10 protein-coding genes, 1 riboswitch and 1 other annotated feature are annotated in these 14,218 nt (G+C 37.4%); of the genes, 6 read left to right on the top strand and 4 right to left on the bottom strand.

What is annotated here, in order from left to right; translation table 11 throughout:
- Positions 1 to 44 precede the first annotated feature (44 nt).
- Positions 45 to 1,613: a PucR family transcriptional regulator gene (locus tag ABC382_RS13155; protein WP_412926925.1), complete on the bottom strand. Its 1,569-nt coding sequence runs from the start codon at positions 1,611 to 1,613 to the stop codon at positions 45 to 47.
- Between the two features lie 233 nt (positions 1,614 to 1,846).
- On the opposite strand from ABC382_RS13155, the gene ABC382_RS13150 reads away from it, so the two are divergent.
- From ABC382_RS13150 to ABC382_RS13140, 3 genes are read left to right on the top strand one after another with little or no spacing between them, the layout of a single operon-like run.
- Positions 1,847 to 3,259, top strand: coding sequence for an amino acid permease (locus tag ABC382_RS13150; RefSeq protein ID WP_274795478.1), 1,413 nt, complete (start codon positions 1,847 to 1,849; stop codon positions 3,257 to 3,259).
- Positions 3,260 to 3,282: 23 nt separating this feature from the next.
- Complete coding sequence (locus tag ABC382_RS13145) at positions 3,283 to 4,812, top strand: CoA-acylating methylmalonate-semialdehyde dehydrogenase (RefSeq protein WP_312505024.1); 1,530 nt, start codon at positions 3,283 to 3,285, stop codon at positions 4,810 to 4,812.
- Between the two features lie 33 nt (positions 4,813 to 4,845).
- Positions 4,846 to 6,198 (top strand): aspartate aminotransferase family protein, encoded by a 1,353-nt coding sequence (locus ABC382_RS13140; RefSeq protein ID WP_274795480.1) that lies wholly within the window; start codon positions 4,846 to 4,848, stop codon positions 6,196 to 6,198.
- Positions 6,199 to 6,356: 158 nt separating this feature from the next.
- Here ABC382_RS13140 and ABC382_RS13135 read toward each other — a convergent pair whose 3' ends face one another.
- Positions 6,357 to 7,523 carry an FtsW/RodA/SpoVE family cell cycle protein gene (locus ABC382_RS13135; protein WP_274795481.1) on the bottom strand — a complete coding sequence of 389 codons (1,167 nt, stop codon included), beginning with the start codon at positions 7,521 to 7,523 and terminating at the stop codon, positions 6,357 to 6,359.
- A 241-nt stretch (positions 7,524 to 7,764) separates the two neighbouring features.
- Here ABC382_RS13135 and ABC382_RS13130 point away from each other — a divergent pair, with 241 nt between their 5' ends.
- Together ABC382_RS13130 and ABC382_RS13125 are read left to right on the top strand one after the other, a co-directional pair.
- Entirely contained in the window at positions 7,765 to 9,435 is a 1,671-nt protein-coding gene (locus ABC382_RS13130; RefSeq protein WP_274795482.1) for a HAMP domain-containing methyl-accepting chemotaxis protein, read from the top strand.
- Between the two features lie 336 nt (positions 9,436 to 9,771).
- Complete coding sequence (locus tag ABC382_RS13125) at positions 9,772 to 10,725, top strand: L-threonine 3-dehydrogenase (RefSeq protein WP_274795483.1); 954 nt, start codon at positions 9,772 to 9,774, stop codon at positions 10,723 to 10,725.
- Between the two features lie 117 nt (positions 10,726 to 10,842).
- Here the strand turns inward: ABC382_RS13125 and trpB are convergent, their stop codons facing one another.
- Both trpB and ABC382_RS13115 read right to left on the bottom strand, forming a co-directional pair.
- Positions 10,843 to 12,006 (bottom strand): tryptophan synthase subunit beta, encoded by a 1,164-nt coding sequence (gene trpB, locus ABC382_RS13120; protein ID WP_274795484.1) that lies wholly within the window; start codon positions 12,004 to 12,006, stop codon positions 10,843 to 10,845.
- Between the two features lie 57 nt (positions 12,007 to 12,063).
- Positions 12,064 to 12,263, bottom strand: a binding site (T-box leader).
- A gap of 67 nt (positions 12,264 to 12,330) precedes the next feature.
- A complete protein-coding gene (locus ABC382_RS13115; protein ID WP_274795485.1) occupies positions 12,331 to 12,813 on the bottom strand; it encodes a QueT transporter family protein in 483 nt (160 codons plus the stop codon).
- Between the two features lie 6 nt (positions 12,814 to 12,819).
- Positions 12,820 to 12,864, bottom strand: a riboswitch (PreQ1 riboswitch).
- A 320-nt stretch (positions 12,865 to 13,184) separates the two neighbouring features.
- Here ABC382_RS13115 and ABC382_RS13110 point away from each other — a divergent pair.
- The gene (locus ABC382_RS13110) at positions 13,185 to 14,207 is read left to right on the top strand and encodes an ABC transporter substrate-binding protein (protein ID WP_322604814.1); all 1,023 of its coding nucleotides are present in this window, start codon (positions 13,185 to 13,187) and stop codon (positions 14,205 to 14,207) included.
- Positions 14,208 to 14,218 lie beyond the last annotated feature (11 nt).

The raw sequence follows: 14,218 nt of genomic DNA, 5'->3' as shown, positions 1-14,218 counted from the left end.
GCACGCTCAAAAGGGAAGACAACCTGCTGAGCGTGCCTACTTTTTTAGACCTTATCCTCAATTAATGAATTTGCCAATAGCATAAACTCAAGTGTGATGCGGTTATGTCCTTTCATAAAATTTTTACCTAATAAACCTTCAAGCTTTTTTAATCGGTGATAGAGGGTTTGACGAACAATAAACAACTGATTGGCTGTTTGTTGTTTGGAGCCATTTGTTTGTAAATACACCTGTAATGTTTCGAGTAGCTTACTATTATATTTTTTATCGTACTCAATCACTGGCTGTAGATAGTCGTAAATAACTTCCTGTAAATTCACCTGCATTTGTAGCTTATAAATTAAATGATATAAATGCAGATCATCATAAAAAAAGGAGGAAGTTTGTACTTTACGGCAAATATATAAGGTTTCTATGGCAGTTTGATAGCTTTTCGGAATTTCCTCTACGTTACAAACGACTTTCCCAACGGCTACTTGAAAGCCTTGTGTCTGTTGCTTCTTATAAAAATCAGTTTTAGGAAGTGTAGAAAAGATGTTATTTAATATGTCACGAGTTGCTTTGCTGTCTTTTGTATGAAGTAAAATAAAAATAACATAGCTCTTTCTTTCAAATAAAAATGGGATGAAGCCATGCTGTTCAAAGAGATTCCGATAATAGAGTTTACTATAGACGATATCTTCCTGTGCTTTCGGCAATGTATGGGGAGAGGCTAAAATAAAAACAGTTCCACTAGATTGTTGATAGCTTGAGTAATGTGTATCAATAAATTTAAAGATTTCCTCCTTAGAAAGTTTTTGATCAATCCAATCTGCTAAAATGGTTGCATCCTCTATATTCTTCTTTTCCTCGATATAGAATTCCCGCATTAATAGTTGCGCTAATGCCGTTGCTGTACGATCTAATATTAATAATTCAAATTCTGAGAATAGCCCATCTTCTCGATAGAGTGTTAGGTCTGCATAATGTTCATCAAAGATGAAAATAGGCTCATGTTTAAATTGTGGTGCAGATTTGTGCAATGTTTCTAATTGCTGCCGTTTTTTGTGTCCCATATTAGGATAAAAGATAGGCTCTCGCTCTTTAATAGCAAACATGATTTGTGTCTTTAATTCGTTATACATATTTTGCAAAATATCGTCTGTGTTCTGTCCTAAGACTGCATTTTTGTTCAATGCCTGTGAGTAAGATTCTAGCGAAGAAATGAGTAAATATTGCTTATTGATAATTTGGCTATGTAAATCCTGTGTAATGCGAACAAAAGGAACTGCCTCATGAAAAACAATAATGGGAAACTGATGATAGTTAGCAAGTGCTATGATTGCTTCAGGAACTGTTTGAATATAGGAGCCATACTCAATACAGAGAGCGGCACATTTTTTTTGAATAAGGGCTTCTACAAATGCCGCAAAATCCTCAATGCTATGCTGTAGACTAATTCCTGTTGTTAATACTAGTTCTTCACCGACCAAAAAATCATCAACTTGCACGATTTCAAGAACATGTACCCATTTGACAATCCTTGATAATCCCTCGTAACCTGCTACAACCTCTGCCTTTTGAAAATATTTATTTTCCAAAACATCTAGTACTTTTAGTTGAAATGGACTCAATTTAGCTCCTCCTTTTGACATGATTAAATTAAAATGATTCTCTATAATTTCTGTTTAATGTTTTATATTTTCTTATAAAATAGCAATTATTTTATTTTAAGAATATTTAGTCTATTTTACATTATGTTTAAAACATATGTATAGAATTTTACAGTTTGTCTATTACTTCAACGTTATGAAACATGTAAGATTTTTGTAAGCGATCAAGTAATCTAATAAAAGAGGTGACAGATATGGAGCAACAAACGCATTTACAAAGAGGGTTAAAAAAGCGGCATATGACGATGATTGCTATTGCCGGAGTAATCGGTGCAGGACTGTTTATGGGAAGTGGCTCGGTTATTAATTTAGCTGGTCCTGGGGCAATTTTATCGTATATATTCGCAGGAATTATCGTTGTGTTAGTTATGCGTATGCTGGGTGAGATGGCGGCTGTCAATCCAACGAGTGGGTCGTTTGCACACTATGCACATGAAGCCATTGGTCCATGGGCAGGCTTTATGATTGGTTGGCTGTACTGGTTTTTCTGGGTTATTGCCATTGCACTAGAGGCAACAGCAGCGGCAGCAATTATTCAGTATTGGTATGATGGGATTCCTTTATGGCTATTAAGTCTGTTGTTAACCGTAGCACTTACTTTAACAAATGTTGTTTCTGTCAAAGCCTTTGGTGAATTTGAGTATTGGTTCTCTCTTATTAAGGTTGCAAGTATAGTAGTGTTCCTCGGTCTTGGAGCATTTATTATTTTTGGCATTGCACCAAACTTTAATGCAGTAGGCATGACCAATTTAGTAGGGCAAGGTGGTTTTTTACCAAATGGTTTTGGTGCTGTGTTAATGGGTGTTGTTATCGTCATTTTTTCTTTCATGGGAACAGAGATCGTGGCTATCGCTGCTGGGGAATCAGATGAACCTTTAGCGGCCGTAACGAAAGCAACCAATTCCATTACTTGGCGTATTTTAATTTTCTATGTCGGCTCTATAGCGGTTGTTGTGACACTTTTACCTTGGCATTCTTCAGATATTTTAACAAGTCCTTATGTAGCGGTTCTCGATTATATTGGGATTCCTGCTGCCGCACAAATCATGAATTTTGTTGTTTTAACAGCTGTGTTATCATGCTTAAATTCAGCACTTTATGCAACTTCACGAATGGTATTTTCTCTAGCGGAGAAAGGGGAGGCCCCAAAAGCATTTTTAAAATTAAATAAAAAAGGTGCTCCTGTAAATGCCATTTTAGCAGCAACATTTTTCTCTTATATTGCAGTTATTATGAATTATGTTTCTCCAGATAAAGTTTTTATGTTTTTACTAAGTTCTTGTAGTGCTATAACGCTCATTCTTTATTTAATCATTGCCTTTTCACAATTAAAAATGCGACGGAAGATTGAACAGGAAAACCCGGAGCTATTAAAGGTGAAAATGTGGTTATTCCCTTATTTAACGTATTTCACAATACTAGCAACAACGGCTTTATTAATTGCGATGTTCTTTATAGAGTCTATGCGCTCGCAAATTTTATTCACATGTGTTGTCGTTGCAGTTGTGATGATTTTCTATATGCTTACGCAAAAGAAAAAGACAGTTAAACAAGCCGATGAATCAAGCTCTATTTTCAGCAAGGAAGAGTTTGATTTTGAACAATAATACGATGAAGGAGTGGTCTCATTATGACAGTTCAGCAAGAAATGAAAACGCTAACACATTTTATTAACGGTGAAGAGGTAGCTGGTACAAGTGGTCGATTCACAGAAGTGTATAACCCATCCACAGGTGAGGTCATTGCAAGAGTACCTCTTGCTTCAAAAGATGAAGTAAAGCATGCTATTCAGCTTGCAAAAGAGGCCTTCCCAGCATGGAAAAAGACATCAATAGGTAAACGAGTAGAAGTGCTACATCGTTTCCGTCAATTGTTAGTAGAAAGACAGGATAAGCTAATCAATATGATTTGTCAGGAAAGTGGTAAAACAAGGGAAGATGCAAAAGGTGAGATTGTTCGTGGTATTGAATCAGTTGATATGGCAATCAGTGCACCCCAAATGCTAAAAGGGGAGTATTCCGTCAATGTAGGTGGAAATATTAATGCTTTTTCTGCCAAATCGCCACTCGGCGTAGTAGCAACCATTGCACCATTTAATTTCCCTGTTATGGTACCACTTGCTATTACAAGTATGGCAGTTGCTGTAGGGAATGCCGTTATATTAAAGCCGTCGGAGCGCGTTCCTATTTCTGCCTTATATTTAAGCCAATTATGGAAAGAGGCAGGACTTCCAGATGGTATTTGGACAGTGGTTAATGGAGATAAAGAGGCAGTCGATGAACTATTAGAAAACAAAGAGATTCAAGCAATTTCATTTGTTGGGTCAACGCCTGTTGCTGAATATATCTATCAAACTGGAACAAAACACAATAAACGAGTTGCAGCATTTGGCGGTGGAAAGAATTTCATGATTGTTATGCCAGATGCCAACTTAGAACAAACAGCCAATGCCTTTTTAGGAGCCGCATATGGTGCAGCCTCTCAGCGCTGTATGGCTATTTCAGGTGCACTTGTTGTAGGTAAGGATACGGAACAACGTTTTACAGAAATATTGAAACATAAAATATCTCAACTTAAGGTAGGGCCATATACAGAGCAAGATGTCGACTTTGGCCCAGTCATTACTAAACAATCGAAGGAAACAATTATACGTTATATCGATGGGGCAGTCACTGAAGGAGCAAATCTTGTCATCGACGGTAGACATCCAAAAGTATGCGAAACGTCTAATGGTTTTTATCTTGGTCCAACACTACTGAACAATGTGACACCAGAAATGACGATCTTTAAAGAAGAGGTTTTTGGACCAGCGCGTATTGTAGTAGGTGTAGATACATTACAAGAAGCGATTGATCTCATAAATGACCATGAACTTGGTAATGGTGTAACCATGTTTACAAGCAGTGGAGCAGCAGCACGTAGATTCCAAGAAGAAATAGAAGTTGGCATGGTAGGGGTTAATGTACCAATACCAATTCCTGTTGGCTATCACAACTTTGGGGGATGGAAACGCTCTAAATTTGGTGAGGGGCATATGTTTGGACCAGATCAAGCGAGATTCTTTACAAAAGCAAAAACCATTTCTGAACGCTGGCCAGATGAAACTGAGGATACAACAAGTTCCTTTGCATTCCCAAGCAATAACGACGCGAAAAGCTAATGCAGTGAAAATAATAAGGAGGGGTGTTTGGCTATGACGCAGACAAATCTTAAAAGTGATGTATTAACAAAGGATGAGCAATATGTATGGCATTCAATGAAACCGTACAATCCACAAGCCACATATGTAGTGGAGAAATCTGATGGTGCCAGAATTATTGATACAGATGGTGTGGAATATATTGATGCGATGGCTGGGCTATGGTGTGTCAATGTTGGCTATGGACGTAAAGAATTAGCCGATGCTGCACATGAGCAAATGATGAAAAATGCGTATGCTCCGTTATCCCAGGGGCATTTGCCAGCAGTCGAACTAGCCGAAAAGCTAAATGACATGCTTGGTGGAGATTACGTTATTTTCTTCTCTAATAGCGGTTCAGAGGCGAATGAAACAGCTTTTAAAATTGCTCGACAATACCACCAGCAAAAGGGACAAAGCTCTCGCTATAAAATTGTCTCTCGCTACCGTGCTTATCATGGGAACTCATTCGGTGCATTAGCGGCAACAGGGCAGGCGGAGCGCAAATATAAATATGAGCCACTATCACCTGGGTTTATCCATGTTGCACCACCTGATCAATATCGCGAGTATGAAAGTGATACTATTGCCCCATTAGATTTAGCGAGTGTAAAGGCTGTAGACAAAACGATGACATGGGAGCTAGGCGATACCATTGCCGCCATGATCTTAGAGCCCATTATTACAGGTGGCGGTGTTATTATGCCACCGGAAAACTATTTAAAAGGCATTGAGGCAGTATGTAAAAAACACGGTGCTTTAATGATTGTCGATGAAGTTATTTGTGGCTTCGGTCGTACAGGGAAGCCTTTTGGATTTATGAATTATGGAGTAAAGCCAGATATTATTACGATGGCTAAAGGAATTACAAGTGCCTACTTACCACTATCTGCTACTGCGGTAAAACGCGAAATTTATGAGGCGTTTACAGGTTCTGATGCATACGGCTATTTCCGCCATGTGAATACATTTGGCGGCTCCCCAGTGGCATGTGCAGTAGCATTGAAGAATATTGAAATTCTTGAACAAGAAGCATTGTTCGAGCGATCCAAAGAAGTGGGCGCTGCCACATTACAATCTTTACAACAAGAATTGCAGCATCATTCAAATGTAGGAGATGTACGAGGAAAAGGCTTATTGATTGGGATTGAATTAGTTGTTGATAAAGTCTCGAAAGATCCTTTACCGGTGGAAAAGGTGAATACTGTCATTGCGAAATGTAAAGAGCAAGGGGTCATCATTGGGAAAAATGGGGCAACCGTTGCAGGGTTTAATAATGTTTTAACATTATCTCCACCACTTAATATTTCAAAAGAAGATCTGGAACGCATACTTGAGGTTGTTGTGGATAGTATAAATCAGCTGTAAATAATTGCTGTCTCTTAAGTGAAGTTTAAGAGACAGCTTTTGTATTTTAAAGCATGACAAAGGCGAGACGGATAATCAATACAGATAGAATTACGCCTGTTATTAGCAATAATAAAAGAATTCGCTTTTTTAATGTAATATTCATAAGTTTCCATCTCCTAGTCCTCTACCTTAAACATGTAACCCTTATAAGATTTATGAATAATCATGACGATTCCCATAAGCATGAAATTCGATAACAATGAACTACCACCATAACTTAAAAATGGTAAGGTTACACCTGTGACAGGCAGGAGACCAATCGTCATACCAATATTTTGAGTAATTTGGAAGGCTAGTAAGCTGGAAATCCCTGCGCCCATTAAAGTCATAAAGGGGTCCTTCGCTTCTACTGTAATAAGAACAATACGGTAAATAACGAAAAATAGTAGGGCAATCACAAAGGCTCCACCCATAAAACCCAACTCCTCCGCTATGGCAGAAAATATAAAATCGGTGTGCTTTTCAGGTACATAGACATTGTTGTTGAGATAACCCTTGCCTGCTAATTCCCCAGATCCGATGGCTAAAAAGCCTTGGCGAACTTGAAAAGATGAATCTGTATATTCATAGGGCTGAAGCCATCCATAAATCCTAGAAACTTGGTGTCCTGACAAGGAACCTAAAATTTTCTCTGTAAAAAATTCGTTAAATCTGACATAGAGCACTAAGATAGTACTAATTATCACTAATGGGATGGCAGTAAAAATGACAAGAAGCTTTTTTTGAATACCTGAAAAGAAGATCATTGGTAAGATCATTGCCATATACAACATTACCATTCCTGTATCGGGTTGTTTATAAACAAGAAGGGTAGGAGGAAGGACAATAAGCCCGATTTTTATGAGTAGCCATAGATCGGCTAGATAAGAGGGGCGTACATTTTTCTCTTGATGTGCAATAATGACCTTACTCACAACAATTAAAAAGGCGAACTTTAAAAATTCTGATGGCTGGAGAGAGCCTAAAAACGGTATTTGATACCAAGATTTAGCTTGATTGATGGTCCTAGCTATACTCTCTGGTGCAATGATTAGTCCAGCCGTTAATAGTACTATCAATCCATAAAATGGCCAGCCAATCCTTTTTAATTGTTCAATATCAAGTAGGGAAATTCCAAACATGATAAAAAAACCAATAAAGTAAAATATAAATTGCTTAATAATGAAGGAACTAGAATATTGAGCGAAGTTGACACTACTAGAATGGACAAAAAGGCAGCTAATACCACCTAGCAGAAGAAGACTTACTATTAAACTAACGTCCAATCTCTTGAGTTGCGACAAATGTAATACCTCCATTCTCTATATACTATAAACGTTGGGAATGCATGGAAGGTTTCAGGAAGTGAATTGGTGTTAATTAGGATCAATAGTATGAAATAAAAAGTATATTAAATTACTTATATAGAACTATCGAGTGGGCAAAAACTCTTAATTCTTCGCGTAATCTTTACAAAAACATAACACTGGCTTTATATCCTCATACTATTATTATTGGTAAGAGTTGGAGAAGGAGCCAAGGATCATGCATTTTTTTCGTTTCATAAAGGTGAAGGACAAGTTACTTGTACTCATGATTGTTTGTGTATTATCGAATGTATTGCTAGGTGTGTTTAGTGTAGATTATTTGAGGAAGATGTCGTGGCATGCAAGTGAGAGTTACACACAGGGACTTGTCCCAATTAGTTTGCTAAATGAGCTTGAAGAATCACAGCGTCAACTAGACTTTATAGTAGATGCTAAGGGTGATTATCAAGAAATGACTGTCGTTTTAAAAGACATGACTATGCCTATTGAGCAACTAGATAGCCAGGAAATCGATAAAAAAATGAGTCATCAGATCAAAAAATATAAAGCTTTGTTCAAGGAGCAGGAAAATTTGATTGAGGACTATAAGCAATTGAACCAAGGAGAGCTAGAGCAGTTTTATTCGCAGACTTTTCTACCCATAAGTCAAGAAAGTCATACATTATTAGAAGAAACACAAAATTATTTAGTTGAAAGAGCTAAAGATCGACAAAAATCTTATCAGAAAGATGTGCAATTTGGATATTGGTTACTAGGGGGTGTATGTTTAACGGTTGTGATGCTTGTCATTCTGATCGGATTTATTGCAACCCAATCAGTCAATGTGCCAACGCGCCAATTAAAGTCATTATTAAAACGAGCAGAGCAAGGAGATTTCACTGCAAATGCTAGTTATGTGGCCCATGATGAGCTTGGTGAGGTAGTATTGTCGTACAATCAAATGACTACTGAGGTGAAGCGTTTACTCCATACTGTAACGGATAGTGCTTATGAAGTAGAGGAAATGACAGGTAAATTACAAGAATCCTCAGAGCAATCATCAACAACAACGTTAAAAATTGCAAAGGATGTACAATCTATTGCTGATTCAACGGCAGCTTCTACAAGCAAATTAGCTTCCAATACGGCTTCCTTAGAGGAAGTTTTACATGATGTACAGGTCATCTTAGAGAAAGTGCAGGTCGTGGAAAGCTTCGCACATCATACAGCACGAGATGCAGAAAGCGGAACAGAAATTGTACAGGCTAATTTAGCACAAATGAAGGCTATTAAGGAGGCTGTTGAAAAATCCAATACAGCGATCTTTAATTTGGTTGAGCGTGCATCATCGATTGATCAAATGATTGAGGTCATTGAAAAAATAACAGCACAAACCAACTTATTAGCGTTAAATGCATCTATCGAAGCTGCTAGAGCAGGAGAACATGGAAAGGGATTCGCGGTTGTTGCTAATGAGGTACGCAAGTTAGCAGAACAAACGGTCCAATCAACACAAACGATTACATCCATTGTCCAGAATATCCATTTAGATTCGAGCTATGCCGTACAAATGATGGAGGGCGTGTTGGTGGCAACTGAAAAAGGTGTTGCTGTAACAGGGCAAACTGCGTCAAGCTTCGATCAAATTTTAGAAAAAGTACATACTATTAAGCCTTATATGATGGAAGTAACTGCCACTGTTCAAGAGATTGCCAATCACACAAAGACAGTAAGTGAGGATGCTGTTATGTTAACAGCTTTATCGGATACGAATACCATGTCTACTAAGCATGTTGCTACACTAACAGCAGACCAATTGGCAGCACAGGAACAATTCAATAATTATATTAAAGAATTGCGCAAAGTATCAAAAGTTTTGCAAATAGCTGTAAAACGTTTTTCGATATAATTTATTCTCAAAGAAAAATGTTGAAAGGGAATCTCCTATGAGAAAGGGGATTCTTTTTTTGTTTGTTTATAAAATAGAGTTAACAACAAAATGTGTATCCTTCAGATGTACAAATGTGTTTTATATATTTTTGTAGCACAATATTTTTTATGAGTTCATATACTGAAAGTAAGGGATTGTTTGTTCCTTTTAAGGAATATCGTTAATATAATTGTTGTATTTTCAAAACGAACACATTATAATGAATTTCATTGAAAGTGTTATTAAATCAATGTTTATCAATATATTTTTGTACTTTCCATAAGTACAATTGTTCACATGTGGAGGTTTTGAGAAATGAAAAAGATAATTGTTACTGGGGCACTTGGTCAAATAGGTTCTGAGCTTGTAGAAAAACTTCGTGGTATTTATGGAGAGGACAATATACTTGCTACAGATATTAGAAAGCTTGAACATACTAAGGGCCCATTTGAAATATTGGACGTGACAGATGGACAAAGAATGCATGATCTAGCAAAGGATTTCGGTGCAGATACGATGATGCATTTAGCGGCATTATTATCTGCTACTGCTGAAAGAAATCCATTGTTAGCTTGGAATTTAAATATGGGTGGATTAATGAATGCATTGGAAGTTTCACGAGAGTTAAATATGCAATTTTTCACGCCAAGCTCTATTGGAGCATTTGGCCCATCTACACCGAAGGAAGATACACCGCAGGATACTTTGCAACGACCAACGACAATGTATGGCGTTAATAAAGTAGCGGGTGAGTTACTATGTGATTATTATTTTAATCGTTTTGGCGTTGATACACGTGGTGTACGCTTCCCTGGATTAATTTCCTATGTAACACCTCCAGGTGGTGGTACGACTGATTATGCGGTAGAGATTTTCTATGAAGCGATCGAACAGGGCAAGTATACATCTTATATCCAAGAGGGTACGTTTATGGATATGATGTACATGCCAGATGCTTTACAAGCTATTGTAGATTTGATGGAGGCAGATGGTAATAAGCTAGTTCATCGTAATGCTTTTAATATTACAGCAATGAGCTTTGAACCGTCGCAAATTGCAGCTGAAATCAAGAAACACTTACCGAATTTCACAATGGACTATCAGGTGGACCCAGTGCGTCAGGCTATAGCAGATAGCTGGCCAAACTCTTTAAATATAGAAGCAGCCCAAAAAGAATGGGGCTTTAAAGCAGAGTATGATTTAGCTAAAATGACAGTTGATATGTTAGAAAAACTGAAAATTAAGCTGCATAAAAAGGCAATTTCATAATAGTGTAAGCTACAGTGTTTTAGAGGTAAATCCTAATGGCAAATAATATTACAGAAATTTACTAAAATAAAGTAAAAAGAGCGATGTCCCAAAAAGGGAGATCGCTCTTTTACAATACTATTTTGTTAACATATGGAAAACTTGTTCAACGTCTTTATCACCACGACCTGAGATATTAATAATAATGCTTTCCTCAGATGGTAAAGTTGGTGCTAATTTTAGAGCATATGCAACTGCATGTGAGCTTTCAAGGGCAGGAATAATACCTTCGACCTTTGAAAGTACTTGAAACGCCTCTAGAACTTCTTCGTTTGTAACAGTTACATACTCCGCACGGCCAATTGTTTTCAAATGACTATGTTCTGGACCTGCTCCAGGGTAATCTAGACCAGCTGCAATTGAATATGTTGGTAGGGGATTTCCTTCATCATCTTGTAACACTAAACATTTGAAGCCATGTAGCTCCCCAGGCGTCCCTTCGTTTAATGTAGCAGCTTGATCGGGTTCGATTCCAATAAGACGAACGCTTTCATCTGCAATATAATCAGCAAATGCTCCAATGGCATTACTACCACCGCCGACACAGGCAAGGACGGCTGTTGGAAGCTTTCCTTCCTTTGCTAAAATTTGCTCACGACTTTCACGGCTAATGACAGATTGAAAATGTTTAACCATTGAAGGGAAAGGATGTGGTCCAACTGCTGAGCCTAATAAATAGAATGTTGTTTCATAGTTTTCTACTAAATCAGCGAACGCTTCATCAACAGCATCTTTTAAGCGACCTTGCCCTTTATCAACAGCTACTACTTTCGCACCAAGAAGCTCCATACGAAATACATTTAATGCCTGACGTTTTGTATCCTCCAAGCCCATATAAATGGTGCAATCAATCCCGAACATGGCACAAGCAGTTGCCGTTGCTACACCATGTTGTCCAGCGCCTGTTTCGGCAATAACGCGATTTGCTCCCATACGTTTAGCTAGTAAAATCTGGCCTAATACATTATTGATTTTATGTGAGCCTGTATGGTTAAGATCTTCACGTTTTAAATAAATTTTTGCGCCACCTAATTGCTTTGTTAAATTTTCTGCAAAGTAAAGAGGGGATTTACGTCCAACGTATTCACGGAAATAGTAATCCAATTCTTTCTTAAAGTCTTCATCATCTTTATACTTTTGGAAATTCTCGTCTAAAATAGTTAATACATTTTGAAGCTCCTCTGGAACAAAGCTTCCTCCAAATTCACCAAAATAACCTTTTTTCTCTACTACTGTACTCATCTTTACTCGACTCCTCTATACTATTTTTCCATAAAAAAAAGCCACTCCAATCCTCATAAAAAGGACGAGTAACCGTGGTGCCACCTTGATTCGCATTTTTGCGCGCTCTTCTACTCCGATAACGGGGAGTGGGTCGGCCTTACATTTGGATAAGGCTGCTCTGAAGTCCATTCACAAGTACATACTACTGGTTTGCACCTACCACCAGCTCTCTTGAAGTTACAGTGCTTGCTACTACTCTTCTTCCTTGCATTTATTAGAAAGAATTGTAGAATATTTTCAGAATAGTGTCAAGAAAAAAAGACGAATCCTAAGACTCGTCTGTTAAATCAAATTTTTAAAGTGAAGACGTTTATTTAGTCCATACATAATAGGTGCACCAACTGCTAACACAACAAACTCACCAGCAGCCACTGTTAGCCAAGTCCAGAAGAATGGAAGCTCTAAGGCTAAGTTTAGTTCAAAGGCAATGATAAACATAGTGCATGTAAATAAAAATGTATTAATAATTAAACGTGCCCAAATATTTTTGACAAATTTACAGATTAAAATGAACAGTCCAAGTGTGATCATAGAATGACCAACACCAAACACTAAATCGTAAATGCCAAGTGGTGAAAAAAGATTGGAGATCAATACTCCAATAATGATCCCTACGGCAAAGCGTGGATTAAAGGCCACTAGATGGTTAAAAATCTCGGATACGCGGAACTGTACTTCTGTAAAACCAAATGGTGCAACAAGCATTGTCACAGCAATATATAAAGCTGCAATAATACCACTTGCTGCTAAAAATTTTATCTTCATATTCATTTCTCCTTAGTTTTTTTTCGTGGGATGGTTACGAACCACGGTGCTTTCACACAAGTAAACATTTTATTATAGATATCTAGTAGAAGTCAAATGTCAGACTTTGTCCACAATGACCTAGCGTCGCAAAATTGTCATAAATATTTTTTACTATGTTAAAAAAGAAAACGAATAACTAAAACAGCGTAGTTTAGCGGTTTAAAGCGCCAAATTGAATGATTAGCTAAAATATTTTGTTAAATTTAAAAGTCAGAACATTCATAATGTTGTTGACGAGGCTCAATAATAACGATAATATAGCGATACATTCACACTTTGTTTGGATAAAGTGCGATAGATATTTTAGTTATTAATCGGGGGGATTATTTGTGAAGGGCAATGTAAAAAAGCTGTCATTCCTTCTATTTGGATTAGTGTTACTTCTTGCTGCCTGTGGTAGTGGTGGTTCTAGTTCAACGGATTCAAAAGGGAATGAATCAAACAACGCAAGTGAGAGCGGAAATGCAGATGATAAAACATATAAAATCGGCATTACTCAAATTGTTGAACATCCATCTTTAAATGCAGCAACAGAAGGCTTTAAAAAGGCAATTGAAGATGCTGGATTAAAAGTTGAATATGATTCACAAATTGCACAAGGAGATAACAGTCTTAACACAACGATTGCTAACAATCTAGTGAGTGCAAACGTAGATTTAATTTTTGCTAACTCTACACCTTCTGCTCAAGCAGCTGCTACAGCTACAAGTGATATTCCAATCATCTTCACTTCTGTAACAGATGCTGTTGGTGCACAGTTAATTGAATCAATGGAGAAACCAGGAAAAAATGTTACAGGTACAATCGATTTACATCCTGAAACGATTTCTAAAACAGTAGCATTTCTAAAAGAGCTTGGCGCAAAGAATGTGGGTATGGTCTACAATGCTGGTGAGCAAAACTCTGTAGCACAAGTTTCAGAAGTGAAAAAAGTTATGGGTGAGCAGGGCTTAACGGTTGTAGAAGCTTCGGCATCCACTTCAGCAGATGTGAAACAAGCAACAGAATCGTTAATTGGTAAAGTAGATGCTTTCTATATTATTACTGATAACACAGTGGTTTCTGCGTTAGAATCTGTTATTGATGTTGCTAACACAAATAAATTACCACTTATCGTAGGAGAGCTAGACTCTGTTGCACGAGGCGGTTTAGCTGCTTATGGTTTCGAATATTTTGATATTGGCTATGAAGCTGGACAAATGGCTGTGAAAATTTTAAAAGGTGAAGCTACACCTGCTGATACACCAGCACAATATCCACAAAATTTAAAACTACTAATCAATAAAAAGGTAGCGGATGATTTAGAAATTGAAATTAAAGATTCTTGGGGTGCAGAACTTCTAGAAAAGTAAAACGAAGCGGG

The organism is Lysinibacillus phoenicis (assembly GCF_047238325.1).
GTDB lineage: Bacteria > Bacillota > Bacilli > Bacillales_A > Planococcaceae > Lysinibacillus > Lysinibacillus irui.
This window is presented reverse-complemented; position numbering and strand designations above follow the sequence as displayed.

Excerpts from the sequence above, each read along its gene's own strand:
- ABC382_RS13150 (WP_274795478.1), top strand. The coding sequence starts at position 1,847 with ATGGAGCAACAAACGCATTTACAAAGAGGGTTAAAAAAGCGGCATATG.
- ABC382_RS13145 (WP_312505024.1), top strand. The coding sequence starts at position 3,283 with ATGACAGTTCAGCAAGAAATGAAAACGCTAACACATTTTATTAACGGT.
- ABC382_RS13140 (WP_274795480.1), top strand. The coding sequence starts at position 4,846 with ATGACGCAGACAAATCTTAAAAGTGATGTATTAACAAAGGATGAGCAA.
- ABC382_RS13130 (WP_274795482.1), top strand. The coding sequence starts at position 7,765 with ATGCATTTTTTTCGTTTCATAAAGGTGAAGGACAAGTTACTTGTACTC.
- ABC382_RS13125 (WP_274795483.1), top strand. The coding sequence starts at position 9,772 with ATGAAAAAGATAATTGTTACTGGGGCACTTGGTCAAATAGGTTCTGAG.
- trpB (WP_274795484.1), bottom strand. The coding sequence starts at position 12,006 with ATGAGTACAGTAGTAGAGAAAAAAGGTTATTTTGGTGAATTTGGAGGA.
- ABC382_RS13115 (WP_274795485.1), bottom strand. The coding sequence starts at position 12,813 with ATGAAGATAAAATTTTTAGCAGCAAGTGGTATTATTGCAGCTTTATAT.